General features: G+C 35.9%; 26 protein-coding genes. 10 read left to right on the forward strand and 16 right to left on the reverse strand.

From position 1 onward, the window contains the following. Positions 1 to 32: 32 nt before the first annotated feature. The 4 genes from C7D53_RS08230 to C7D53_RS08245 all read right to left on the reverse strand — a co-directional run bounded on the left by C7D53_RS08230 (position 33) and on the right by C7D53_RS08245 (position 2,470). Positions 33 to 533 (reverse strand): endonuclease V, encoded by a 501-nt coding sequence (locus C7D53_RS08230; RefSeq protein WP_106915906.1) that lies wholly within the window; start codon positions 531 to 533, stop codon positions 33 to 35. Next, entirely contained in the window at positions 530 to 904 is a 375-nt protein-coding gene (locus tag C7D53_RS08235) for a VOC family protein (RefSeq protein WP_106915907.1), read from the reverse strand. Before C7D53_RS08235 ends, C7D53_RS08230 begins: the two co-directional genes overlap by 4 nt. Beyond that, complete coding sequence (locus tag C7D53_RS08240) at positions 901 to 1,350, reverse strand: GNAT family N-acetyltransferase (RefSeq protein ID WP_228422255.1); 450 nt, start codon at positions 1,348 to 1,350, stop codon at positions 901 to 903. Before C7D53_RS08240 ends, C7D53_RS08235 begins: the two co-directional genes overlap by 4 nt. 76 nt (positions 1,351 to 1,426) lie before the next feature. After that, positions 1,427 to 2,470, reverse strand: coding sequence for a M28 family metallopeptidase (locus C7D53_RS08245; protein WP_106915908.1), 1,044 nt, complete (start codon positions 2,468 to 2,470; stop codon positions 1,427 to 1,429). A gap of 184 nt (positions 2,471 to 2,654) precedes the next feature. Between C7D53_RS08245 and C7D53_RS08250 the strand changes: the two genes are divergently transcribed. Further along, on the forward strand, positions 2,655 to 3,794 hold the full coding sequence (locus C7D53_RS08250; protein WP_106915909.1) for an aminotransferase class I/II-fold pyridoxal phosphate-dependent enzyme: 1,140 nt from the start codon (positions 2,655 to 2,657) through the stop codon (positions 3,792 to 3,794). A 117-nt stretch (positions 3,795 to 3,911) separates the two neighbouring features. Here C7D53_RS08250 and C7D53_RS08255 read toward each other — a convergent pair whose 3' ends face one another. Further along, positions 3,912 to 6,641, reverse strand: a complete 2,730-nt coding sequence (locus C7D53_RS08255) for a sodium-translocating pyrophosphatase (RefSeq protein ID WP_106915910.1) — start codon at positions 6,639 to 6,641, stop codon at positions 3,912 to 3,914. 136 nt (positions 6,642 to 6,777) lie between these two features. Between C7D53_RS08255 and C7D53_RS08260 the strand changes: the two genes are divergently transcribed. Then, complete coding sequence (locus C7D53_RS08260; RefSeq protein WP_106915911.1) at positions 6,778 to 8,499, forward strand: amidohydrolase; 1,722 nt, start codon at positions 6,778 to 6,780, stop codon at positions 8,497 to 8,499. Positions 8,500 to 8,581: 82 nt separating this feature from the next. Here the strand turns inward: C7D53_RS08260 and C7D53_RS08265 are convergent, their stop codons facing one another. The 10 genes from C7D53_RS08265 to C7D53_RS08310 form a co-directional block, all read right to left on the reverse strand. Next, positions 8,582 to 9,193 (reverse strand): inorganic pyrophosphatase, encoded by a 612-nt coding sequence (locus C7D53_RS08265; RefSeq protein ID WP_045496234.1) that lies wholly within the window; start codon positions 9,191 to 9,193, stop codon positions 8,582 to 8,584. 17 nt (positions 9,194 to 9,210) lie between these two features. After that, positions 9,211 to 9,723: a DUF7935 family protein gene (locus tag C7D53_RS08270; protein ID WP_106915912.1), complete on the reverse strand. Its 513-nt coding sequence runs from the start codon at positions 9,721 to 9,723 to the stop codon at positions 9,211 to 9,213. Between the two features lie 36 nt (positions 9,724 to 9,759). After that, positions 9,760 to 10,692 carry a phytanoyl-CoA dioxygenase family protein gene (locus tag C7D53_RS08275; RefSeq protein ID WP_106915913.1) on the reverse strand — a complete coding sequence of 311 codons (933 nt, stop codon included), beginning with the start codon at positions 10,690 to 10,692 and terminating at the stop codon, positions 9,760 to 9,762. Between the two features lie 21 nt (positions 10,693 to 10,713). Next, the gene (locus C7D53_RS08280; protein ID WP_106915914.1) at positions 10,714 to 11,628 is read right to left on the reverse strand and encodes a hypothetical protein; all 915 of its coding nucleotides are present in this window, start codon (positions 11,626 to 11,628) and stop codon (positions 10,714 to 10,716) included. Further along, a complete protein-coding gene (radC, locus tag C7D53_RS08285; RefSeq protein WP_106915915.1) occupies positions 11,625 to 12,302 on the reverse strand; it encodes a RadC family protein in 678 nt (225 codons plus the stop codon). The genes C7D53_RS08280 and radC overlap by 4 nt, the downstream gene beginning before the upstream one ends. Before the next feature lie 29 nt (positions 12,303 to 12,331). Then, positions 12,332 to 12,910: a murein L,D-transpeptidase catalytic domain-containing protein gene (locus C7D53_RS08290; RefSeq protein WP_106915916.1), complete on the reverse strand. Its 579-nt coding sequence runs from the start codon at positions 12,908 to 12,910 to the stop codon at positions 12,332 to 12,334. A 14-nt stretch (positions 12,911 to 12,924) separates the two neighbouring features. Next, on the reverse strand, positions 12,925 to 13,593 hold the full coding sequence (locus tag C7D53_RS08295) for an ABC transporter ATP-binding protein (protein WP_106915917.1): 669 nt from the start codon (positions 13,591 to 13,593) through the stop codon (positions 12,925 to 12,927). 113 nt (positions 13,594 to 13,706) lie between these two features. After that, on the reverse strand, positions 13,707 to 15,308 hold the full coding sequence (locus tag C7D53_RS08300) for a pyruvate dehydrogenase complex dihydrolipoamide acetyltransferase (protein WP_106915918.1): 1,602 nt from the start codon (positions 15,306 to 15,308) through the stop codon (positions 13,707 to 13,709). 109 nt (positions 15,309 to 15,417) lie between these two features. After that, positions 15,418 to 16,419, reverse strand: a complete 1,002-nt coding sequence (pdhA, locus tag C7D53_RS08305) for a pyruvate dehydrogenase (acetyl-transferring) E1 component subunit alpha (RefSeq protein WP_076355631.1) — start codon at positions 16,417 to 16,419, stop codon at positions 15,418 to 15,420. Between the two features lie 318 nt (positions 16,420 to 16,737). Next, positions 16,738 to 17,157, reverse strand: coding sequence for an NIPSNAP family protein (locus tag C7D53_RS08310; RefSeq protein ID WP_106915919.1), 420 nt, complete (start codon positions 17,155 to 17,157; stop codon positions 16,738 to 16,740). A gap of 219 nt (positions 17,158 to 17,376) precedes the next feature. Here C7D53_RS08310 and C7D53_RS08315 point away from each other — a divergent pair, with 219 nt between their 5' ends. Continuing rightward, positions 17,377 to 17,979 carry a phosphatase PAP2 family protein gene (locus C7D53_RS08315; protein WP_106915920.1) on the forward strand — a complete coding sequence of 201 codons (603 nt, stop codon included), beginning with the start codon at positions 17,377 to 17,379 and terminating at the stop codon, positions 17,977 to 17,979. A gap of 8 nt (positions 17,980 to 17,987) precedes the next feature. Continuing rightward, the gene (locus tag C7D53_RS08320; RefSeq protein ID WP_106915921.1) at positions 17,988 to 18,476 is read left to right on the forward strand and encodes a BlaI/MecI/CopY family transcriptional regulator; all 489 of its coding nucleotides are present in this window, start codon (positions 17,988 to 17,990) and stop codon (positions 18,474 to 18,476) included. Positions 18,477 to 18,506: 30 nt separating this feature from the next. On the opposite strand, the gene C7D53_RS08325 is transcribed toward C7D53_RS08320, so the two are convergent. Continuing rightward, entirely contained in the window at positions 18,507 to 18,866 is a 360-nt protein-coding gene (locus tag C7D53_RS08325) for an RNA recognition motif domain-containing protein (protein ID WP_106915922.1), read from the reverse strand. A 434-nt stretch (positions 18,867 to 19,300) separates the two neighbouring features. Here C7D53_RS08325 and C7D53_RS08330 point away from each other — a divergent pair, with 434 nt between their 5' ends. The 6 genes from C7D53_RS08330 to C7D53_RS08355 all read left to right on the forward strand — a co-directional run bounded on the left by C7D53_RS08330 (position 19,301) and on the right by C7D53_RS08355 (position 25,834). Then, complete coding sequence (locus tag C7D53_RS08330) at positions 19,301 to 19,714, forward strand: DUF6157 family protein (protein ID WP_106915923.1); 414 nt, start codon at positions 19,301 to 19,303, stop codon at positions 19,712 to 19,714. 97 nt (positions 19,715 to 19,811) lie between these two features. Then, positions 19,812 to 20,207, forward strand: coding sequence for an acyl-CoA thioesterase (locus C7D53_RS08335; protein WP_106915924.1), 396 nt, complete (start codon positions 19,812 to 19,814; stop codon positions 20,205 to 20,207). Beyond that, the gene (locus C7D53_RS08340) at positions 20,204 to 20,764 is read left to right on the forward strand and encodes a helix-turn-helix domain-containing protein (RefSeq protein WP_106915925.1); all 561 of its coding nucleotides are present in this window, start codon (positions 20,204 to 20,206) and stop codon (positions 20,762 to 20,764) included. Before C7D53_RS08335 ends, C7D53_RS08340 begins: the two co-directional genes overlap by 4 nt. A 197-nt stretch (positions 20,765 to 20,961) precedes the next feature. Next, positions 20,962 to 23,823 carry a heavy metal translocating P-type ATPase gene (locus C7D53_RS08345; protein WP_106915926.1) on the forward strand — a complete coding sequence of 954 codons (2,862 nt, stop codon included), beginning with the start codon at positions 20,962 to 20,964 and terminating at the stop codon, positions 23,821 to 23,823. 415 nt (positions 23,824 to 24,238) lie between these two features. Continuing rightward, entirely contained in the window at positions 24,239 to 25,099 is an 861-nt protein-coding gene (locus C7D53_RS08350; protein WP_106915927.1) for a polysaccharide deacetylase family protein, read from the forward strand. Positions 25,100 to 25,174: 75 nt separating this feature from the next. Beyond that, entirely contained in the window at positions 25,175 to 25,834 is a 660-nt protein-coding gene (locus tag C7D53_RS08355) for a YggS family pyridoxal phosphate-dependent enzyme (RefSeq protein ID WP_106915928.1), read from the forward strand. Positions 25,835 to 25,876: the final 42 nt, after the last annotated feature.

Here is a 25,876-nt window from a genome sequence, read left to right on the forward strand (position 1 = left end):
ATCCTCTCTCTTTCCGGTAAGATATTGAATCTTTAATCTCTGCTTAACTGATCCAGCTTTTTCAATAAGGTTGGCATCCTGTAAGCTCCGTGCATTTGTTCCACATGACGCTTAACCTGGTCTACGTCAATGCCTTTAGCTGTAATAAATAATGGTGTTTTGCTTTCACCACGAAACACATTTCTCCTTTGGGAATCGGGAGTGGTAAATTCATTTTTGGCGATTCCCACCACTGCAAATTTTTCTTTTAGAACGTCATAGAGATGCCCACCCAAACCAATCTTACCATGATCATCAAGAGTAACATAGCCATCAACAATGATCACATCACCATCTTTTAATACGATCTTATTTAACAAACTTAGAATGCATGGGAGTTCTCTTTTATAAAATGCACCACTTTCATAACCGGAATTGATGTCTGTTTGTTCAGTAAAGGTTTCTATTTCTCTTTCGGAGGTCCAGTCATTAAACGCAATACACACCGTATTGGCATAATCCTCGTAATAGTAGGTATCGAAAGCGTAAATCATATTTCTCTTCTAAAAAATTCACCAAAATGCCACAATATTCCAGAGGGATCGTGTACAAAACATTCTTTTCCCCAATCCATCGTTTTTACAGGAGTAAGTCTTACATTTTCATATTTTTCTGTAAGCCCCAGAGACTGAAGCTCATTCCAGAATTCATCTGTATTGACAACTTCCATAAAAATCATGGTATTATCAACCCAGTCTTTCGCATAATAGTCCTGAAGGTAAAAACCGATTTCTTCTCTTATAAACAGTGATAATTTGGCCTCCAGAACAACTTCTTCAAACCCCAGATCTTTGTAAAATTGTCTGCTGATATCAAAATCTTGTGCCCCGATAAAGGGTCTTATGGATTTCAGTTTTGGTGTCATAATATTTTTGTTTCCCAGTCTTTAAAGGTCATTTCAAACTTAATTTCTCCTTTTCCATGGCTTCCAATCTCAGTCCATCCGGATTTTCTATAAAAAGCTTCTGCTCTTGTTCCTGGTGAAGTCCCAAGCCAGATATTGTCTTTTTTCTGTCCAAAATACCAATCCATCATCATATTGTGAAGCTTTCTTCCTATTCCTTTCTTTTCAAAATCAGGATGCAGAAATAGCGCCCAGACATTATTTTCTTTCAAATCTACTATTGAAAAACCAACAATCTGATCAGCTTCTTCAGCTACCCATCCTTTTCCTCTTTCAAACAAAAACTCTTCACAATCTTTGTCTGTAACCAGGCCCGGATCAGATAATGTATTTTCCTTTACTGAATTTCTTATCACCTGAATCTGAGGAATATCTTCTATTCTGGCTTCACGAATGGTTATATTCATTATTTGGGGGATATACAAAGACAAAAAGCTCTTCTTACAAACTTTATGTCTTTGTTTTCCCTAGTATTTTAAATTCTTATTGTTTTCTGTCAACTACAATTCTGTCTGCTCTATTAGCAATATCCCAGGCTGTAGTAAAAATAAGCTGGGTTCTTTTTTCCAAAAGTTTATAGTCAATCTTTTCAGGATCATCTGTAGGCTTGTGATAATCTTCATGAATTCCGTCAAAGAAAAATGCTACAGGAACATTGTTTTTCGCAAAATTATAGTGGTCTGAACGATAGTATAATTGTTCCGGATCATTAAGATCATCGTATTTGTAATTTAACTCCAGGTTATTGGTTCTTTTGTTAGCTGCTTCATTAATTACTTTGAGCTGAGAACTTAGCATGTCTGAACCTATTACATATACATATTGCTTTCCTCTATTGGCAGGATCATCGCGCCCAATCATATCAATATTAAGATCTACAACCGTATTTGCTAAAGGGAAAACCGGATTGTCTGTATAATATTCTGAACCAAATAAGCCATGCTCTTCTCCTGTAACATGCAGGAACAGAACAGATCTTTTAGGACCTTTGCCTGCCTTTTTAGCCTGCTGAAACGCTTTTGCCATCTCCATTACAGCAACGGTTCCGCTTCCGTCATCATCAGCACCATTGTATACCGTTCCGTTTTTTGTTCCAACGTGGTCATAATGCGCAGAAACTACAACAATTTCCTCGGGTTTCTCACTTCCCTCTATGAAAGCCAGGATATTCTCAGAATCAGGAAGGTTTCCACCGCCTCTTTTCTTCATAAATTCTGACGGAACTTTCTGATAATAAGATCCTAGTGCCTTTGGGTGAGAAACTCCCAAGCTCTTATAATAGTTAACAATATACTCACCCGCCTTTTTCTGTCCTTTACTTCCTGTATCTCTGCCCTCCATTTCGTCAGAAGCAATTACATACAGGTTTTTCTTCAGATCATCAGCCTTAATCATATTGTAAGCATCTGTAAATGCCTTGTTATGTTTTGTAGAGACAGGGTGTGATGAAGCTCCATCAGAAACCTTTGCTGTTCCACAACTGGCCATTACAGCTATCGAGAATAGCGGAATAAGTATTTTTTTCATAAAGAATAAATTTCTTAAAAATAATAATTTTTATTGAATCTAAAGGAAAACTTACAAATTGAAGCTCACTTAATGATGATTTTTAAATATATTCAAGAAAAACACAGCAAACAACACGCGAATATTCAAAAATACCAACAAAACAATATCTGTTTTTCATTATATTTGACAAAATACAATATGAATGAAAAAAATTCATGGATTTACCCATTATTCCTTTTTTACGGAAATGTCTGAGATGGCTTCCAAACATGGGAGCTTTGATCTTTCTTTGGGACTTCCGGATTTTGATATTGATGAGCGATTGAAATCATTTTTAAAAGAATCTGCCAACCTCGATACTCATAACTATGAACCTCTTGCCGGAAGCCCGTTACTGATCGAAAAAATTGTGGCCTTTAATGCAAAACGGGAAAATAAAATCCAACTTAAAGCTCATGAAATCACCATTGTTCCTTGTGCAACCTTTGCTTTATATACTGCCCTTAAATCTATTTTAAATCAGAATGATGAAGTTATTATTATTCAACCATCTTACTACACCTACGGGCCTTCAGTAGTAATGAATGAGGGAATTCCCGTCTATTATGATCTTGAAGATGATTTTACAATAAACTGGGACCTTTTTAAAAACTGCATCTCTGAAAAAACCAAGGCTATTATCGTCAATTCTCCACAAAATCCAACCGGAAAAATTTGGAAACAGGAAGACTGGAATCAACTTTATGAGCTAATTAAGGATCAGGAAATCTATTTAATTTCAGAAGAAATTTATGACACTTATTGTTATGATCAAGCTGAACACTACAGTTCGTTTATTCATCCTGAGCTTAGAAAAAGAACTTTTTGTGTTTTTTCTTTTGGCAAAATGTTTCATACATCAGGCTGGAAAGTAAGTTACATGCTTGCTTCTGAGGAATTGACCACCTTATTCAGGAGCCATCAGCAATATATTTCCTATAGTGCAAATGCCCCTGCTCAGTATGCTTTGGCAAAGTATCTGGAAATATTTGATCCTGCCCTAAACAAAAGTGTAATGCAGAAAAAAAGGGATATTTTTAATGAACTGCTCAAGGAAACTCCCTTAGAAATTGAACAAAAGACTGAGGGAAGTGTTTTTCAGGTTGTCAATTTCAGAAATGTATCTAAAACAATGACTGATGTAGAGTTTTCAAAATGGCTTACCATTGACAAAAAAGTAGCCTGTCTCCCTCTTTCTGCCTTTTATAATTCAAGACAAAACTCAGATTATATTCGATTTAGTTTTGCAAAAAAAGATGAAGTCATTATACAGGCGCTGGAGCATCTCAGAAAAAACCTCTAATATCAAGAGAAGCAAAAAGAATCTGAAAAAAAAATATATTTTAAAAGTCTTATTATCATAACAGATAAGCATAAAAAAGCATCACAAATGTGATGCTTTTTTCTATTTCTATTGATCTTAAAGAGCAAGTACTCTTACATCAATTCTTCTGTTCTTGGCCTTACACTCGTCTGTGTCATTGGCTTCACAAATTGGATGCTGCGAGCCATACCCCTCTGCTTCTACTCTTTCTGCAGATACTCCCAACTCCAGTAGTTTAAGTTTTGCAGTCTGCGCTCTTAGATTTGAAAGTCGCAGATTGTTTTCTTCGTTACCACTGTTGTCTGTATATCCTCCCAGTTTTATTTTGAGATCAGGATAGGCATTCAGGAGTTCAGCAAGGTTATTCAATTGTAATTCATACCCTTCTTTCAGATCACTGGATCCTGTTTCAAAATAAAGATTTTCAATGGTATACCATTTATTAGGATCCAAAGCTGCTTTATCTTTTTGATTAACAACAGCATACAATTGATAAAGCTGACTAGCTTCTCCTACTGCAATTGTTTTACCTCCTTTTAGTTTTACTTTTTGAATGTTTCCGGTTTCATATACAAAATCTCCATTTTCATTAAGATGTCCTTTCACTTCGCCAGAAATAACCGGACCTGTTGCAATACCTGTATGGCTATCTGAAGTGCTTGAAATTCCGGTTAAGCTTTCAATCTTAGCCTTTCTGTTCGCTTCAATTTTATCTTTATGTACAATAGCCAGTGTAGGTGCAATAACCAAAGAAACAATTGACATCAGCTTAATCAAAATGTTCATGGAGGGTCCTGAAGTATCTTTAAATGGATCTCCTACTGTATCTCCTGTTACTGAGGCTTTATGAGGTTCTGAACCTTTATAATAGGTTTGTCCGTTAATGTCTACCCCTTTTTCAAATGATTTTTTAGCATTATCCCAAGCTCCACCTGCATTGTTCTGAAACATCCCCATCAGAACACCGCACACGGTAGCCCCTGCCAAAAATCCTCCCAGTACTTCAGGTCCAAAAATAAACCCGATCAATAAAGGTGAAATGATTGCAATTGCTCCCGGCAACATCATCTTTCTGATGGATGCATCTGTAGAAATAGCCACACATTTTTCATATTCAGGTTGCGCTTTACCCTCTAAAATCCCTGGAATTTCCCGGAACTGTCTTCTTACTTCTTCCACCATTGCCATAGCGGCTTGTCCTACTGCCGTGATGGCTAATGATGAGAAAATGAAAGGAATCATCCCTCCTACAAATAATCCCGCCAAAACATCTGCTCTGTAAATATCAATACCATCGATACCTGCAATTCCTACGAATGCAGCAAACAGCGCCAAGGCCGTTAATGCAGCTGAAGCAATGGCAAAACCTTTTCCTGTTGCTGCTGTTGTATTTCCTACAGCATCCAGAATATCTGTTCTTTCACGAACTTCTTTAGGCAGCTCACTCATTTCGGCTATCCCTCCTGCATTATCTGCAATAGGTCCAAAAGCATCAATAGCGAGCTGCATTGCTGTAGTAGCCATCATTCCGGCAGCTGCAATAGCTACCCCATACAATCCGGCACATAAATAGGAACCATAAATTCCTCCTGCCAATACAATAATCGGAAGTAATGTTGATTCCATTCCGACAGAAAGTCCACCGATAATATTGGTTGCATGCCCTGTTGAAGACTGTCTCACAATGCTGGAAACCGGTCTTTTTCCCATGGCAGTATAATATTCTGTGATAATACTCATAAGCGTTCCTACCACTAAACCTACCATTATAGCCCCGAAAACACCCATTTTGGTAAATTCATGACCTCTAAGAATCATTTTTTCCGGAAGAAGATAGGTTACCAGAAAATAGGAAGAGATAGCGGTAATAACAATACTTCCCCAGTTTCCCAGATTGAGTGCATTTTGTACACTCGAGGTAGACAACCCTTCATTATCATTGATTTTCACAAATAAAGTTCCTATCATTGAAAAAATAATCCCTGTTCCTGCAATGAGCATAGGTAATAAGATGGGTGCAAAACCACCAAATGAATCATCCGAAATTGTCTCTCTTCCTAAAACCATTGTGGCCAGAACTGTTGCCACATAGGAGCCAAAAAGGTCAGCCCCCATTCCTGCAACATCTCCCACGTTATCTCCTACATTATCAGCAATTGTAGCAGGGTTTCTAGGATCATCCTCAGGAATTCCTGCTTCTACCTTTCCTACAAGGTCAGCTCCTACATCAGCAGCTTTTGTATAGATACCTCCGCCTACTCTCGCGAAAAGAGCAATAGATTCTGCTCCCAGAGAAAACCCGGTAAGAATCTCAATTGTCCTTTCCATTTCGTGAGAATCTACTGTGGCATCCGGTGCAAAAATCTGCTTAACGATTAAGAATAAAGCTCCCAATCCTAACACAGCAAGTCCGGCAACTCCCATTCCCATCACAGAACCTCCTGTAAAAGATACCTTAAGCGCCTTTGCTAATGAAGTTTTTGCTGCTTCTGCAGTTCTTACATTGGCTTTTGTAGCAATCTTCATCCCAATAAAGCCTGCCAATGCAGAAAATATAGCACCTACCACGAAGGCAAGACCTATACTCCAGTGAGAATTTGCATTACTGGAGCCCATCACCGCCAATAAAATAGCTACGACAACGACGAAGTAGGTTAAAATCTTATATTCAGCCTTTAAAAAAGCCATTGCACCATCAGCGATATGACCACTGATAATTTTCATTTTTTCATTTCCGGCATTCTGCTTATTGACCCAGTTGCTTTGAAAAAATGTATAAAGCAAAGCTATCACCCCAAAAACCGGAATTAAATAGAACAAATCCATAGTTTATTATTTTTATATTAAAAAATCGTAATTAGTTTTATAAATATAACAAAATTATAAATACATTATAAGATAATCCCCCAATAAAACATTATTTCGTAGATTTGTTTGTCACCATAAAATGAATTAAATAACTATGAAAAACTTCATTTACATTCTTTTATTGACAATAACCATGAGTGGTTGTCAGAACAAAATTCCGCAAGAGAAAGCTGATAGTATTTATTTTGGAGGTTCTATTTTAACGATGGAAGACGCTTCTCCCAATGTTGAAGCTGTAGCCATAAAAAATGGAAAAATACTTTTTACAGGAACGAAATCAGATGCCAATCATTATGCAGAACCCGCAACCAGAATGATTGATCTTAATGGTAAGACTCTCCTTCCCGGTTTTATAGATGTTCATGGGCACCTGACTTCAAGAGCGGGAATTATGGATGCGGTAGATCTTTCGCCAGATCCATATGGCACTGTTAATTCTATTAAAGATCTACAGAATACTATTAAAAATTATCTTAAAGAAAATAAAGTAAATGATAAGCAACCTATTATAGGAAATGGTTATGATGATGCTATTATGACAGAGCACCGTCATCCAACAAGAGCAGAACTGGATGCCATTAGTAAAACCAATCCAATAATGGTTATTCATGCTTCAGGCCATGCCAGTGTTGCAAACAGTGCTATGCTGAAATACCTACAAATACCTGAATCCGTAAAAGATCCCGAAGGGGGACATTTTGGAAGAGATAAAAAAACCGGAAAATTAAATGGGAAACTGGAAGAAAATGCAAGTTTTAAAGCATTACTTACTTTAACCGAAAAAATGAATAAAGGGAAAGATACCCAGGCACAAGCCCTACAGAATCTGATAAAAGCCCAGGAAGAATGGCTGAGTTATGGACAAACCACTATTTGTGATGGAAGAACGATGGGAGAAAGTGTAGCTCTTTTACAAAATGCAGCATCTCAAAATCTTTTTAAAGCAGATGTTGTGTATTTTCCAGATTATGAATATTTTAAAAATGATTTTAATACTTTCAAGCCAAAGTATATGCACTATGAAAATCATTTGAAATTGGCAGGATTTAAGTTTTCAGATGACGGATCTCCACAAGGTAAAACAGCATGGCTCACAATACCGTATTTAATCCCTCCAGAGGGACAATCCAAAGATTATAAGGGCTTCCCTATCTTTACTGATGAAACATTATATACAGATTTGAAAACCTTATTTCAAAATCATATCACAGCACAACTTCATGTGAACGGTGACGCCGCTATAGATCAGGCAATACGGGTTATTCAACGATTAAAAGACGAAAATATCTACAAGCCGGAATTGCGTGCCACACTGATCCATGTACAAAACAGCCGTCCGGATCATATTCAAAAAATAAAGGATTTGGGAGTCATTCCATCCTATTTTTCTACCCATGCCTATTTATGGGGTGACTGGCATTATTCAAGTGTTTTTGGCCCTGAGCGCGCCTCTTTTATAAGTCCGGCAAATTCAGCATTGAAGGCAGGTATTCCTTTTACAATTCATCATGATTCTCCCGTTACTCCACCCGATTTGATTACGGCAGTATATGCAGCTGTAAATAGAAAAACCCGCTCAGGAAGAATTCTCGGACCTAATGAAAGAATCACTCCTCTTCAGGCATTAAAGGCAATAACCATTAATGGAGCCTATCAATTGCAGGAAGAAGATAGAAAAGGCTCTATTAAAACCGGCAAATTGGCTGATTTTGTTATACTTGATCAAAATCCTCTAACCATAGATCCAGAAAAAATCCGAGATATCACTGTTCTTGAAACCATAAAAGAAGGAAGATCAGTTTACAAAAGAAATTAAACATCCATATCAAATTCATAAAATAAAAAGACAGACGAAAATTCGTCTGTCTTTTATAGATTATACGGTATCGAAGAAATTCTTATCCTCCGAATTTATCTGCGTAGTCTGTTTGAGAAGCTTTGATAACTTTTCTTGCATGTTCAGCGCCATACACTTCCTGAATTCTGCATTTTGCAGGCTCATCCGGTAGGTTTTTATATGTTAAGAAATAGTGCATTAATCTTTTTACTTCTGCTTCAGGTAGTTCAGTAATATCTCTAAAATGTCCGAAAGCATGGTCATTGATCATTACCGCAACAATTTTATCATCAGCTTCACCTCCGTCGATCATTTTGAAACCACCGATTGGAATAGCTTCCATCAATAAACCTCCTGCGTGAATATTGTGAGAACTTAAAACACAAATATCTAGAGGATCATGATCTCCCATTGTAACATCAGTAGCTCCTGCTTCTACAGCAAGTCTCATCACTTCTTTATCACAATATGTTCTTGGAACAAAACCATATAAAGCCGGGATTATGTTAGAGAACTTCTGAGGTCTGTCTACTTTTAAATATCCTGTTTCTTTATCTACTTCATATTTAATAGTATCTGAAGGAACAATTTCCACAAATACATTTACAACATTTGGCGCATCTTCCCCTGCAGAAATCCCGTGCCATGGATGTGCTTTAAAATTTGGAATCATTATTTATCTGTTATTTTTTAAGTTATTATTAAAATTTCTTTTCTTAAATCCTCTATGGTTATTGTAATGTAATCATCACTTTCCATATAGTTCATGATGAAAATGGTTTTGAACTCGTCCAGTTCAACCTCTCCTTTCAATCCATTATAGGTGGTATGAAGCAACTCAATAATGGCATTTTTGGAGTCTACAATATTCTTCCATGAATGCTTCGTAAGGTATAACTGTTGTGAGGAGTTATATTCAAATTCTTCATTGATTGACTTTTCTGTAAGGAAAATAAACTCATGAACGGCCAATCCTCTATCAAATCTCTGGATAAGATTGGATGGCTTTATCCTGTCCAGAAACAGCGTCATTCTCTCATAAGAATGTGCTTTGTTCTCTGAATTTGACTTCACGGTAAGCAGTTTGATTTCCTGATTTTTAAGAGTAATGTACGAGTGTACAAATTGTCTAAGCAAAACCAGAAAAGGAATTGCAATGATTAATGCAAATGCATACGGTAGATATCCTGAAAAACTCGCCATAATTTTAGGATGCAAAATTACTAATATTTTCTGATATTACAGTTCAAATAGCGCAGGTCTTTGTGTAACTTCATGATAGCAAACACTGTTTTCATCAAAAAAGTGATACACAAGGCTTTTTCTGGTTCTGTTTTTATCGGTATGAGGCTCTCCACCATGAAGAATATTGGCATGCCAAATCAATAAGTCACCTTTTTTGGCTTTGAAAATTTCCTTTTTCAATCCCATTTCCTTTACTTTATTTTCAAGGAATTCTTCATAGGCCTTATAACTTTTCTTTCCTATTCTTAGGGCATTTCCTTCATTATCGTAATCGGAATTTAAGAAGTAAGGAAGTTTGTGGCTTCCAGGAATATAATGCAATGCTCCGTTGTTTTCATCCACGTCTTCCAGAGCAATCCATACTCCTAAAAGCCCTCCCAACGGATATGTTGTCATGTGAATACTATCCGAATGTGTCTTCTGTTGGCTTCCATTAATGAAATTGATACTCTGAAATAATTTTGCTTTACCATCCAATAAAACAGACAGAAACTCTAATAAATTCTTATCGCTTCCAATATTTTTAATAACCTCTGAATGATGAATGGCAAACATCAGTTTTCCGCCATAGCGAAACTTCAAGGTACCATCATTCATGAGTTTTTCGATCTCAGTATTGATTTTTTCTGCAGTATCAGGACTTAGAAAATTTCTTAGGATCATGTATCCGTTATCATCATATTGGACAGCACTTTTTTGATTCTCTTCCGATAGATTTTTAAAAAAAGCAGTGGATGATAGTTTGTCTTTAAGAATAGCTCTTTCTGTAGTGGGAAGATGAGCAAAATCTGAACTGGAAATAGAAGAAAAATAACTCTTCTTTACTCCATATTTTTTATATAACGGAATATTGTGCTTCAGCTTATCTTTATGAAAAAAATTGTAGATAATATAGGGAAGCTTATAATTCCTGATAAATTTTAGCATGATTAATTATTTTCTATAAAGTTACCTGTTTTTCGTAAAGACAAGCTTAATTATTTTACTGATAATATTCAGTTTCTGATAGATTATGATGGAAAAAGAATATTCTTTAGCCCCAAATCTTTCGTTAAAAGAGGCTACACTCGGCACGTTACTTCCCATAAAATCAAAGCTCTTATGCGCAATGCATTTCTGAAGCTGATGATCTATTGCAATGGATGGAAGATTCTTATTCTCAAGTTGGGCATAATTAATAAACATACTAAGGTAATCTGTTTGTTTTCCACAGTACATTGCTACAAATGATTGAATATTGCCTTTATATTTCACGATAAAGGTTTCCATAAGTCCGGCCTCAATCAATTTAATCACCGTATTCCAATAGACCTTTTTAAGGGACATTTTATCTATTCCCCTTACATTTTGAAGAAAGAAATCTTCAACATGGGTATTAAAATCTATTTTGCTGCTAAATTCAACATTTGTTTCAATATCTTCGGTGTGCCTTACATTTCTACGCCTATGAATATGATAGTTCTTTTTAACATCGTCATAGTTATTTTGAAGAATGAGATATGATTTTTTCTTTTGGGTATCTACAGCAAAATTATTGTCCTTGTTAAATGCATAGAAAGCAATAGCAAAATTCTTATTCAGAAATTCAAAAAAGAATCTGTTTACTTCAGGATTATCTACTTTTGAAAACACTCCCAACTGATGACAAAGTGCCGGCATCTGAATGATTTTAATTCCAAAATTACTGGACCATGCTATAGGCATTACTGCTTCATAATCCTTGTAAATCAAAAGCCCCCAATTTTTACCTGCAATGATATCTAAAAAATCTTTTCGGGCAAAATCTGAAAGCTGGCATGCCTCAGATAAAGCTTTTTGATATTTTACAAAATCAATTTCATGGTATTTCAATCTCTTAATCATAATAATCCTTCGTCCGAAAAGCTAAAATAGGAATCTTGTGTAACAATGATATGGTCTAAAAGCTGGATATTTAATATATTTCCTGCTTCCTCTATTTTTTGTGTAATATTAATATCTTCCTTACTTGGCCTTAAGCTCCCAGAAGGATGATTATGTGCAATGATAATACCTGTTGAAAGATGTTCCAAAGCTTTCTTAAACAGTACTCTCACATCAACAATAGATTGGCTTATCCCTCCATGGGTTAGCTGTGAGATATGAATCACTTTATTGCTGTTATTCATAAAAATAGCCCAAAACTCCTCTGTTCTTAAATCTGACAGCTGATTTTTCAGAAGTGAATAGGCATCATGGCTGTTTCCAATGACTGATTTCTCCGGAATTCCCTGGCCGGCCTTTCTTTTTCCGATTTCCAAGGCTGTAATGATAGAAATAGCCTTTGCTTCCCCTACTCCTTTGAATTTCATTAAGTCCATTACAGAAAGCAAGCTTAATTGATGCCAGTTATTATTGACAGAAGCCAAAATTTTTCTTGATAATTCTAAAACACTCTCTTCTCTGCTTCCACTTCCCATAATGATAGCCAACAACTCCGAATCAGAAAGCGAACCCTTGCCTTTTTGCAAGAATTTTTCACGCGGTCTGTCGTCTTCAGCAAGAAATTTTATAGACATAAGGCAAAGTGTAGATTAGACATTATAAATTAGTAAAATGCATACAAAATAATCGGTTTCTTTGATTTATCAATATGCTTTGCTGTTTCTTTAAAAGCATTTGTGGAAAGCATGGGACATCCTAGGCTTAAACATGCAGGGTTTTGAGACTCTACATCAGGAACACAACCAAATGAATGTAGCACAATGGCTCTCTTCATTGCATTATTATTGGTTGAATCTAATCCTTTTAAACGATAAGCTTTTCCAAATTGCCCTACATAGCTTTCTCCAATTGAATATTTCCCTAAGGAAGACTGATATGAACCTTCAATATTGCTGAATTGCAAGGTATTCGATTGTGGAGTTACAGACCCTGAACCATGAGAAACAATAGCTTTTTGAACTATTTTATCATTTTTCAGATCATAAATGAAGTAACGGTATTTTCCTGATGAAATTTTGAAATTAATAAAGACAGCCAGATCCTGGTTGTAATCTTTGCCTTTGACATAGTTTTTAATTTCCGAAATTTTTGATTGAGGTACATCAGCAACATTTGCCTGCTGTGATTCAATTTTTGAACAGGAAAATAAAAGTATTAAAAGGCAAATAAAATGTTTCATCATGTGTTTAAATACTGCTATTCTACAATCATCCCATCTTTCATAACGAGTTTGCGGTCTGTAATTTCAGCTAGATTGGGATTATGGGTTACAATCACAAAGGTCTGATTATACTTATCTCTAAGGTCAAAAAATAACCTGTGAAGATCATCTGCATTTTTCGAATCTAGGTTTCCTGTTGGCTCATCAGCAAAAATGATTTTTGGTGAATTGATTAAAGCTCTGGCAACGGCTACCCTTTGTGCTTCTCCACCTGAAAGCTGGTTGGGCTTATGATTAAGTCTCTGTTCAATTTTCAGATCTTCAAATAAAGCATAGGCCTTTTCAATGGATTCTTTCTCATTAGCACCTGCAATTCTTGTAGGAAGCAGCACATTTTCCAAAGCTGTAAACTCAGGAAGAAGCTGGTGAAACTGAAATACAAAACCAATATTCTGATTTCTAAACTTTGATAACTGCTTATCATTCATGTTAATAAATGACTCTCCTGCTATTTCAATTTCAGTATCATACTTTCCGGATTGTGTTGGATGATCCAGGGTTCCTAAAATCTGCAGCAAAGTTGATTTACCTGCTCCTGATTCTCCCACAATAGAAACAACCTCTCCTACCTTGATATGAATATCAACTCCTTTCAGTACTTCTAAATTCCCATAAGATTTATGGATATTTCTTGCTTTAATCATGCTTCAAAAATAGTAACATATTGTCGATTTTACAACACATTGTATTAACATTATTTGTATTAAAACAAAAAACCTCCCGGATTGGGAGGTTTTTATTATTTCTAATTCAGAAATTACAGTAACAATGTTAATGGGCTTTCTAAATAAGTTCTTAAAGTTTGTAGGAACTGCGCTCCTGTAGCACCATCCACTACTCTGTGGTCACACGCTAATGAAAGCTTCATGGTGTTTCCAACTACGATCTGACCATCCTTAACGATTGGCTTCTCGATGATTGCTCCTACTGAAAGGATTGCAGAGTTTGGTTGATTGATGATACTTGTAAACGTTTCGATTCCGAACATTCCAAGGTTAGAAATAGAGAATGTAGATCCTTCCATTTCGTTAGCCTTAAGACCTTTGCTCTTAGCTCTTGAAGCCATATCTTTTACAGATGCTGAAATCTGAGTGTAAGACATTTGGTCTGTGTTCTTCAATACAGGAACTACCAGTCCGTCAGGAATAGCTACTGCTACACCAACGTTGATATTTCCTCTGTGAATGATCTTATCTCCAGCCCAGCTTGAATTCACCTGTGGGTGTTTTCTCAAAGCAATTGCGGTAGCCTTAATGATCATATCGTTGAATGAAATCTTCGTATCTGGTAAAGAATTGATTTCTTTTCTAGCCTCAATTGCTTTATCCATGTTGATCTCAACCATCAGATAGTAGTGAGGAGCAGAGAATTTACTTTCAGAAAGACGTTTTGCAATAATATTTCTTACTTGTGAGTTTGGAGTCTCTGTATCTTCTCCTTGAACGAAGTTTACTGCAACCTGTGCAGCAGCACTTGCAGCCGGAGCTGAAGCAGCTGGTTTCGCTTGAGATGGCTGATAATTTTCAATATCTTTTTTAACGATTCTTCCGTTTTCACCTGAACCTTGAACACTGTGGATATCAACACCTTTATCCTGAGCCATTTTCTTAGCCAGTGGGGAAATTGCCACTCTGTCAGAAGACGAAGAATCAACAGCCGGAGCCGCTTTCTCTTCAGTTTTAGCTTCAGTTTTTTGTTCAGCTGGTTTTTCTGAAGACTGAGCAGCAGCTTTTGGAGCTCCCACAGCAGAAACATCAGTACCTGCAGGGCCAATAATAGCCAATACAGAATCAACCGGAGCACCAGCTCCTTCTTCTACCCCTTGCTTCAATAGTACTCCATTGAATTCAGATTCGAAATCCTGTACAGCTTTATCAGTTTCAATTTCAGCAAGAAGATCACCTTCTTTTACTGTATCTCCAACATTTTTGTGCCATTTAGCTACTTTACCTTCTGTCATTGTATCAGAAAGTCTTGGCATAGTAATCACTTCTACTCCTGCCGGAACTTCAGCCGCAGCAGTTTCAACAGCTTCTGTTTTAGGTTGCTCTTCTGATTTTGTTTCTTCAGAACCAGCACTGGGAGCAGCTGCTCCACCTATTAAGCCTGAAATATCTTCTCCTTCATTACCGATGATTGCTAAAATAGAATCAACAGCAGCAGCAGCGCTTTCTTCTACACCAATATATAAAAGAGTACCTTCTACCTCAGATTCGAAATCCTGAACAGCTTTGTCAGTTTCAATTTCAGCTAAAATATCTCCTTCCTTTACTTTATCTCCTACTTTTTTATGCCATTTCGCCACCTTACCTTCCGTCATAGTGTCGGAAAGGCGGGGCATCGTAATAACTTCTGCCATAATTTTTATTAATTTGAAAATTTAGCAATCTGAAAATTTGAAAATTAAAAAAGGACATGATATGGTCTCATTTTCAAGTTTTCAAACTGTCAAATTAACTCATTATCTTTTAGTTTTCTAATTTGTCTAAGAATGGATAATTTTCCTGAGCATATACATACTCATAAACTTTCTCAGCATCTGGATATGGAGAATTTTCCATGAATTCGATACATTCTTCAACAAAGTCTCTAGACTTGTTATCCATAGCTTCCAATTCTTGTTCTGTAGCCCATCCGTTTTCTAAAATTCTGTGTTTTACCAACTCGATTGGGTCATCATTTTTGTGAATTGCTACTTCTTCCTTAGATCTGTAAGGCTCAGCATCAGACATAGAGTGTCCTCTATAACGGTAAGTTCTTGCTTCAATGAACGTTGGTCCGTCACCTCTTCTTGCTCTTTCAATAGCCTCATAAGCAGCTTCAGCTACTTTTACAGGATCCATTGCATCTACAGCAAGACAAGGCATTTCGTATCCTAATCCTAGTTTATAGATATCTTCGTGGTTAGCAGTTCTTTTTACAGAAGTTCCCATTGCATATTGGTTGTTTTCTACAACAAATACTACAGGAAGTTTCCAGTTCATTGCCATGTTGAATGTTTCATGTAATGAACCTTGTCTTGCAGCACCATCTCCAAAGAAACAGATGTTCACTGCTTTTCTGTCAAAATATTTATCTGCAAAAGCAATACCTGCTCCTAAAGGAATTTGTCCTCCAACAATACCATGACCTCCGTAGAAACGGTGTTCCTTGCTGAAAATGTGCATAGAACCACCCATACCTCCAGATGTTCCGGTAGCTTTACCGCAAAGTTCTGCCATGATTCTCTTAGGATCTACTCCCATCGCCATTGGATGGATGTGGCATCTGTAAGCAGTAATCATGCTATCCTTTGTCAGATCCATTGCATGTGTGAAACCAGCAGGAATCGCTTCCTGACCGTTATACAAATGTAAAAATCCTCTGATCTTTTGTTTTAGGTAAAGAGAACGGCATTTGTCTTCAAACCTTCTCCACATTGTCATATCTTCATACCACTTCAGGTATACCTCTTTAGAAAATTCTTTCATGTGTTAGCTCTTGCTTTTTTATGATGAAATAGTTGAGCAAAATTATGAAAAAAACTTTGTTTTTATTCTATACATAGATAACTTTTCGTTTTTTCTGTAAAATCTATTTGCAGGCCGAGTGGATTATTCTTAATTTTCGACCCGGAGAAAGCCCCGGAAAACAACAATTTATCTATTACTTTCTTGCTTTCATATATAAAGAATATGCCTATCCATCTGGCTTCCCGTAAATAACAAATAAGGAAAGACCATTGGTAATGCATTCTATTTTACCCTCCTACTTCTATCACCTTTAATTATTGTTAATATATCTTTTGGTTATTTTAGGAACCTCTTTTCCGGAGAAAAATCTGTAAGTTTCAGGGTTCTGTCTTCAATTTCATTAACGAAATTACCATATTCCTTTGCTGTTTTCATCTTAATATCTTTCCATTCTTTATCTGCCATAAATCCCTGCCATGCTGTTTTCATTGTATTTTCATCTTTCCATTCAAGAAGATATACAAATTCTGCTTTTTCATTAAACTCAGATTCCCATATGGATACAATCGTAAAACCATATTTTTTCATTATTCTAAGAGCATGATCTCTAAATCGATCTAAAAACACCTGTCTGTTTTCCTTTGGAATCTCATAAATTCTTAATTGATGAATGGGAGAAGATTCCTTTTGGGAAAGAGTTTGTCCATAGGCTAAACTGCCACAAATCAACAGTAATACAATAAACGTTTGTTTCATTATAAATAGGCATTGAATGAATACTAGCAAAAATAAGACCTGCTTTTTCTTGAAAAAAGATTAATTAAAGTTATGAATTTCAACAAATATTTACCATTAATTTTAAAAGGAAAATATCCTGTGTATTATCAAAATCATCTTCAATTTTCTTTATTTCATCTTTCTTACCTCATTTGTTTTTTGGGCTTATAGTCTTATATTTGATTTTTAAACTTTAATATGGAAGAAAACAAGTCTTCATTGCTACATAAAACATCAAGGGTTATCTCCGATTTTTTCAATCCTCTGGTTTCACTGATTATCTTTTTTGTGTATATGAGCACAAAGGAATACACTGCAAAGGAGTCTTTCCTTTACTTTCTTCCTATATTATTAATGATTATCATACCTGTTGTTGTGTGGCTGGTATGGAATGTAAAAACCGGACGATATACCAATATGGATGTATCCAACAGGGTTCAGAGAAAGACCCTATATATATTTATTGCAGCCTGTGTTATTGCTTATCTTGTTTTTAATTATATCAAGAATGGGTATATTGACCTGGTCATGCTGTTTATTTTAATACTGCTTTTCTCTCTTCAAATCAGCAATTTTTTCATTAAAAGTTCTATGCATACTTCATTTAATATATTTGTGGCTGCATTGTTTTTCACATTAGACTGGAAAATGGGGCTCATTTGGCTCGGAATCGCTATTTTGGTAGGAGTTACCAGGGTTATTTTAAAAAGACACACCGTAAAAGAGGTATTTATGGGTGCCGGAATAGCTTTTATGGTATCTTTTATTTATCTTTATTGCAATATACAATTTCAACATTAGAAGAATATATGAAAATCAATCATCTTACTGCCGCAGAAGAAAACTTTATGAAGCTGTTTTGGAAAATGGAATCTTTCTATCTGAAGGACGTTATGGAACAGCACCCAGAACCGAAACCACACCAAAATACGGTTTCCACATATTTGAAAATATTAGTTGAAAAAGGCTATTTATCTACGGAAAAGGAAGGAAGAATCTTTAAGTATACCGTAATTGTTCCGTTTGAAGAATATAAGAAATTTTTACTGAAAGAACTTTCTCACAATTTCTTCAATAATTCAGGAAAGGAAATTCTGGAATTTTTGTTCAATGAAAAATTAATATCACAAGAGGACCTTAAAGGTTACTTTGATCTAAAGATTGAAATTAAGCCTGCAAAAATTGAGGAACCGAAGTTTGAAGTTGCTGATGAGATATTAAATCCGAAGAAAGAAAAGAAAAGTAAAATCAGCAAGGATAAGGAGAAAGATAAAAAGAAGAAGAAAAAGAAACAATAAAAAAAGCGGCTTAAAAGCCGCTTTATATTTTTACCAACGATTTCCGCCGCCGTTACCTCCACGGTTGTTTCCACCGTATCCACCACCGTTACCACGGTTGTTTCCGTAACCACCACCTCTGTTGTTGTCAAAGCTTCTTCTTGGCTTTTCTTCTCTTGGCTTAGCTTCAGATACGTTTAATGTTTTACCATTGAATTCTTTTTGGTTAAGAGCTTCAATAGCTTGCTTTCCTTCTTCATCACCCATTTCTACGAAACCGAAACCTCTAGAGCGACCAGTCTCTCTGTCTGTAACGATTTTAGCTGATGATACATCCCCAAATTCTGCGAATAGATCGTGCAACTCATACTCTTTAGTTGCGTAATTGATGTTTGAAACAAAAATGTTCATTTTGAATAAATTAAAAAATTAATAAAAATTTGGTATATAAAAGAAAAACAACATAAATTAATGAACAAATATTGATTCCAAATATAAACGTATGCAAGATACAATTAAAAATGTCAAATCAAAGCTTTTTTTTAAATGTTTCTCACTTTAGTTTGAGTTTAAGTATTCAACACCTATCAAAACACATGTTAACCATTTGATTTACAGTTGTTTAAATACCAAAAACAATAAAAGTTAAAGTTAGTTAATTTAATAAAAAATTAATGGGAAATTCTAAGGAATAATCTGGCATTAACTTCCATATTAATAATGGAAACACTCCAAAGCATTCATTTAGAGATTAAAACGTGATAGTATCCGATCAAAATAACATTCTAAAATACATGGAATAGTATTATATTTATAAACTGGTTTTAACATCATTTCATTCCGTTATGAAACAACATACCACTAATTATATCAATACATTCATCGAGGTTGCTGAAGACTGTCCCGTTTTCCAGGCGCAAATACCGCCTGAAAAGAAAGAAAAAACACTGGCCACTCTTCAGTATGAACAAATATGCAGGCATCCTTATCAATATACTTCAGATGACATTATTTTTGCATGCCATGCTTTTAAAAATGATATTTCAGAAGATGAAAAACAGGAAGCAAGAGAAGTGTTCTTTTCCAAAGGCCAGGCTTGTCTACGATCCTCTCCCCTTGCCAAAAGATATGGATTTGGAATTCATCATAACCACGAAGGAAAGGTTGCCCTCTTCCCTATAGAAAGTGAAGAATATCAAAAGCTGCTTAATGATAATTCTATCGCAAAAACAAAAGCGATGCGCTCCAAAAGAAAATGATTGAGAAAATGAATAATTCTTTTCAGATCAATATATGTGGTTCTTTTGACAACTCCAGCTTTTAACACTAAATTTGTGCTGCAAATTATTTAAGAATATGAACTATCATACTAGAAAATGGGTTAAACCCGAAGATTTAAATCCTAATCACTCTCTTTTTGGAGGAAGACTATTACAATGGATTGATGAAGAGGCTGCATTATATGCTATTATTCAATTGGAAAACACCAAGGTGGTTACCAAGTTTATTTCAGAGATCAATTTCGTAAGCTCAGCAAAACAGGGTGATATTATAGAAATAGGAATTGAGGCCTCTCATTTCGGTTCCTCTTCCGTTACTCTAAAATGTGATGTCCGAAACAAAATGACCCACCAAACCATTATTACTGTTGATAAAATTGTAATGGTTAATCTGGACAGCGATGGAAACCCTGCTCCTCATGGTAAAACTCAAATTGAATTTGTAAAAGACAGATTAAATAGCGGACAATGAAAATCTTCATAAAGAACATGGTCTGTAGCAGATGTATTGCTGCTGTGGAAACAATCTTCAATAATGCTCATGTAAAAACAAGTTCCATTATACTGGGAGAAGTTGAAACAGAGCTAGAAGTCCCTGTAGACACCATGCAATCCATTGAAGAAAAACTTTTGGAAACCGGCTTTGAAAGAATTATGGATTCTGCCCATCAGCTTGTAGAAAAGATTAAAAACCTGATCATTGTAAAGGTCCGTGAACTGGATATAGATGAAGACTTCCTGCTTTCTGAATTTTTAAGCTCAAAACTTCATAAAGATTACAGTTCCCTTTCAAAAACATTCTCGCAAAACGAAAACATCACCCTGGAACAGTTTTTTATTCTTCAAAAAATAGAAAAAGTAAAGGAACTCCTTTTATATAATGAGTTTAATCTTACCGAAATTGCAGGTAAACTTGGCTACAAAAGTGTACAGCATCTTTCTTCTCAATTCCGGAACGTTACAGGCTTTACCCCTACCGAATTCAAGAAGCTAAAGGATCATCACAGAAAACCACTAGACAATCTTTAAGACTTAGAAGTCAAAGCGTGGGAGAGTTTTAATACCAAAAAAAACAAAACCCTCCCACTCTAAGACTCTAAGACTCTAATACTCCACCACTTCCTCCACTCTAAAAACCCTCCATCCAAATTCTATAACTATTATCCTTAAATTTATAACAACCTTACCTTTCCGTTTTGGAAATTTGTAATATAAATTTAAGAGTCATGGAACAACAGTATAAAATTCTCGGAATGACCTGTTCCGGTTGCCAGAAAAAGATATCTAACCAACTGAACAGTGTAGACGGGGTAAAGGCTGATGTAAATCTGGAGAACAATACCGCAACAATTACTTCTGAGCACAAAGTGGAACTTTCAGTTTTAAACAATACCCTAGCAGAAATAGGAAAATACAGACTTGAAGACCCCAACAATCCTGAAAAAGCATTTGTAAAACCTCAGGATCGCGTTTCTCCATCCTCAGTATATTATTGTCCAATGGAATGCGAAGGGGACAAGGTTTACTTCAAGCAGGGCGAAAGGTGTCCTGATTGTAATATGTACTTAGTTCCTATTGAAGAAAAACTGGCTAAGGATCCTAATCACAAGCCCGCTTATTCATCCACCCATCTTCCTGAAAATTTCAAAAACAATGTTGGAAAATACTATTGTCCGATGTTTTGTGAAGGAGATAAAATATATGACGAAAAAGGAGATTGCCCAATATGTCATATGCATTTAGAGCAGATCACAGATGATCTTGCAAAAAACGCAGGTGAGCACCACCAGCACTCACATTCACACAACCACAATCATAGTCATAGCCATCATCATGAAGCTCCTAAAGTTACAGATGAAATGGCCGGAAAATATTATTGTCCGATGTATTGTGAGGGAGACAAAACCTATGATTCCAACGTAGGATGTCCGGTATGCGGAATGGATCTTGTAAAATATCCTGAAAAGAAAACAGCAAAGTACACATGTCCTATGCATCCTGAGATTATCCGGGATGAACCGGGAGATTGCCCGATCTGTGGAATGGACCTTGTAAGAATGCCCGATAACGGAGATGATGAAGAAGATGAAACCTATACCATTTTAAAAAGGAAATTCATTACCTCACTCGCGTTTACAATTCCCGTTTTCATCCTATCAATGGGGGGAATGTTTATCAACTTCCCTTTTTCTCATCAGATTCAGGGGTATATTGAGCTTGCTTTAACGCTTCCTGTTATGTTCTACTCCGGTTGGTTTCTCCTGAAAAGAGGCTGGGTATCCTTTACCACATGGAATCTTAATATGTTCAGCCTTATCGCACTGGGAGTGGCAGCTGCATTTATTTTCAGCATTGCAGCATTGGCATTTCCGGATATTATTCCCCATGAAATCAGAGGGCACAATCATGAAATTCCTTTATATTTTGAGGCAGTCTGTGTCATCCTGACACTTGTTATATTAGGACAGCTGATGGAAGCCGCAGCCCACAAAAAAACAGGAAACGCAATCAAGGAACTGATGAATCTATCACCGGATGAAGCCAATCTGATTGTGAATGGTGAGGAAAAAAGAGTTTTACTTTCCCAAGTAAAAATCGGAGACCTATTAAAGGTTAAACCAGGTGAAAAAATTCCTGTGGATGGAAAAATTACAGAGGGAAATTCTATTGTGGACGAAAGCATGATTACTGGAGAACCTATTCCTGTTGAAAAAGGTGTAGACGACAAGGTTTCTTCAGGAACCATTAACGGGAATCAGGTCTTTATTATGAAAGCTGAGAAAGTAGGTGACGAAACCCTCCTTTCGCAAATCATTAAAATGGTTAATGAAGCAAGCCGCAGCAGAGCCCCTATCCAAAAACTCACAGATAAAGTTTCAAAGGTATTTGTTCCGGTGGTAATTCTTATTGCAGCACTAACCTTTGTCTCATGGCAGTTTTTCGGTTCGGAGGGAAAGAGAAGCCTGTTCGCCTTTGTGAATGCAGTAGCAGTTTTAATTGTAGCCTGCCCGTGCGCTCTAGGTCTGGCCACTCCAATGTCCTTAATGGTAGGAATCGGGAAAGGGGCCAAAAATGGGATTTTGATTAAAAATGCAGAAGCTCTTGAACAGATGAACAAGGTAAATGTTTTAATCACTGATAAAACAGGAACCTTAACAGAAGGAAAACCATCTGTAGAATATATTGAAACAGTAAATAACGAGGATAAAAATCAGATTTTAAAGCTTGCCTTTTCCTTAAACCAAAACTCTGAACACCCCCTTTCGAGTGCTGTGATTAAAAGAGCCAAAGAAGAAAATATATCGGCAGAGAAAGTAGATCAGTTTGAAAATGTATCAGGTAAGGGAATAAAAGGAAACATCAATGGGAAAACGGCTTACCTTGGAAACGAAAACCTATTAACCTCCCACCAGATTCAGATTCCAAATGAGTTGAAACAAAAAGCAATTGAAGTACAATCAAAAGCACATACCATTTCCTACATTGCACAGGATCATCAGGTTTTGGGATTCATCAGCTTTACAGATAAAATTAAAGCCAGTTCCAAAAAGGCAGTAGAAAGATTAATGAGCGAAGGGGTTGACATTATTATGATGACCGGAGACAATGAACATACTGCAAAAGCAGTTGCCGGAGAACTTGGAATCAAACATTTTAAAGCGAACTGCCTTCCTGAAGACAAATTAAATGAAGTAAAAAAACTACAGCAACAAGGAAAAGTGGTAGCCATGACTGGCGACGGAATTAATGACTCCCCTGCGCTTGCTCAGTCAGATATAGGAATTGCAATGGGAACCGGTACTGACGTTGCTATAGAAAGCGCCGAGATCACTTTATTAAAAGGAGACATTCTGGGAGTAGCAAAGGCAAAGCTTTTAAGTGAAAAACTCCTTAAAAACATCAAAGAAAACCTGTTTTTTGCTTTTATCTATAATGTATTAGGAATTCCGGTAGCAGCAGGATTACTGTATCCATTCTTTGGTATTCTATTATCCCCAATGATTGCAGCCGCAGCCATGAGTGTCAGCTCACTATCTGTAATACTTAATTCATTGAGATTAAATTCAGTAGATCTGGATATAAAATAGCATTTTAAAATTTCAATAAAAAGAACCCTTTTCATAACTTGATGAAAAGGGTTCTTTTTATACTGATCAAAAAACTTTAAAAGTGTAGAATTTTATGATCGATGTTCTGAGAAGTAATTTTCTTTCAAAAAAAGAGTTAAAAATCATTTTAAACAAATTAATTCTCCAACCTATGAAGAATTTTAAAATCTGAACATAAATAGAGAAAACCTATCGTTTTGACAATTATAAATGTTAAGATTTAAAGAAAACAGAATTATTAATTAATTATCAAAGATTTAACAAAGATATCCTTTAAAATAAAGTTCTTAAAATAACCTTAAAATAGCGAAAAACAACAATCAATGGCATATAATTTGTTAACATTCAAGCGTTATTTTTAACGATTTTTAACAATTTAATTTCCATTACCCTTATGAGAAAAATTTTTGCGGGAAAGTCAAGAAATAGGACTTTTCTCGGGATGTTTGCATTGGTGAGTGCAACTACTGTTCTAGTAAACAGCTGTAATTTTAAGAATGAAGTGAATGACTCTGTCAGTTCACAGGAACATCCTACCGCAGAACCCGTCCCCAAGATGGATGAGGAAAATGTAGATCCGGATAAAAGAGTAATCTATCTTACCTTTGACGACGGTCCCAACCAGGGTACAGAAAACCTTTTAAAAATTCTTGACAAAAGAAATGTTTGTGCAACCGCTTTTTTAGTTGGAAAACATGCATATGGAAGTACAAGACAAAAGAAAGACTTTGAACTTCTAAAGCAAAACCCACTGATTGAATTAGCCAATCACAGCTTTACACACGCCCATAACAAATACACTGACTTTTACAAAAGCGCAGAAAGTGTGGTTCATGATTTTGACATCGCTAAAGACAGTTTGAAGCTTCATGACAAAATAGCGAGAACTCCCGGGAGAAATATCTGGAGACTCAACAATATTAATGTAACTGATATCAAAAGCTCCACTGCAGCGGCAGACGGCCTTAAAAAAGCAGGATACAAAGTAATTGGTTGGGATCTTGAATGGAGACCTTCTCAGAAAATGACATTGAAGGGAAGCCATGAGGCCATGCTGAAAAAAGTTGACAGTATATTCCTGAATGATCTTGAAAAAACATCAAGACACCTTGTATTTTTAACTCACGACCAATATCTTAGAGACACAGACTCTATCAATGAATTGGATCTGTTTATTGAAAAACTACAGAAAAGCAACCGATTTGTTTTCAGAAAGATTTCTCAATATCCGAAGATAAACGAAGTTTTGAATTAATCTATTTTGTAAAAATATAAGGTAAAAGGTATTGTTGACTGGGAACTCTCAGGTAAATTTCGGAAATTTGCATTTATGAGTATTAAGGAAAATTATCAAGATATAAAAGATCAGCTTACGTCAGATGTTCAACTGGTTGCCGTTTCAAAAACGCATCCAGTTTCTGCTATACAGGAAGTCTATGATCTTGGTCAAAGAGTTTTTGGAGAAAACAAGGTTCAGGAATTGATGGAAAAACATCCTCTCCTGCCTAACGACATCCAATGGCACCTGATCGGGCATTTGCAAACCAATAAAGTAAAGTATATTGCTCCATTTATAGACACCATACAAAGTGTAGATTCTCAAAAATTATTAGCTGAAATCAATAAAGAGTCCGGAAAAAACGGAAGAATAATTAAAGTTCTGCTTCAGGTAAAAATCGCAGCTGAAGAAAGTAAATTCGGACTTGAAATAACAGAAGCGAAAGACCTTTTCCAGCAGTATATTGATGGAGGTTTTTCACATATTGAAATTACAGGCCTGATGGGAATGGCGACATTTACAGATAATGAGCAGCAGATCAAAAAAGAATTTTTAATCTTAAAAGGCCTTTTTGATGAATTAAATCAACTAAAACCATTAAAAACTTTATCAATGGGAATGAGCGATGATTTCCCTCTTGCCATTGAATGTGGAGCAAACTCGGTAAGGGTTGGATCTGCAATTTTTGGGAGAAGAGACTATTCCCAATAGAATTTTTAGGTATGGTTTTTGCTAATAATTGAAACAAAAAAT

Source organism: Chryseobacterium aurantiacum (genome assembly GCF_003020585.1).
Lineage (GTDB): Bacteria > Bacteroidota > Bacteroidia > Flavobacteriales > Weeksellaceae > Chryseobacterium > Chryseobacterium aurantiacum.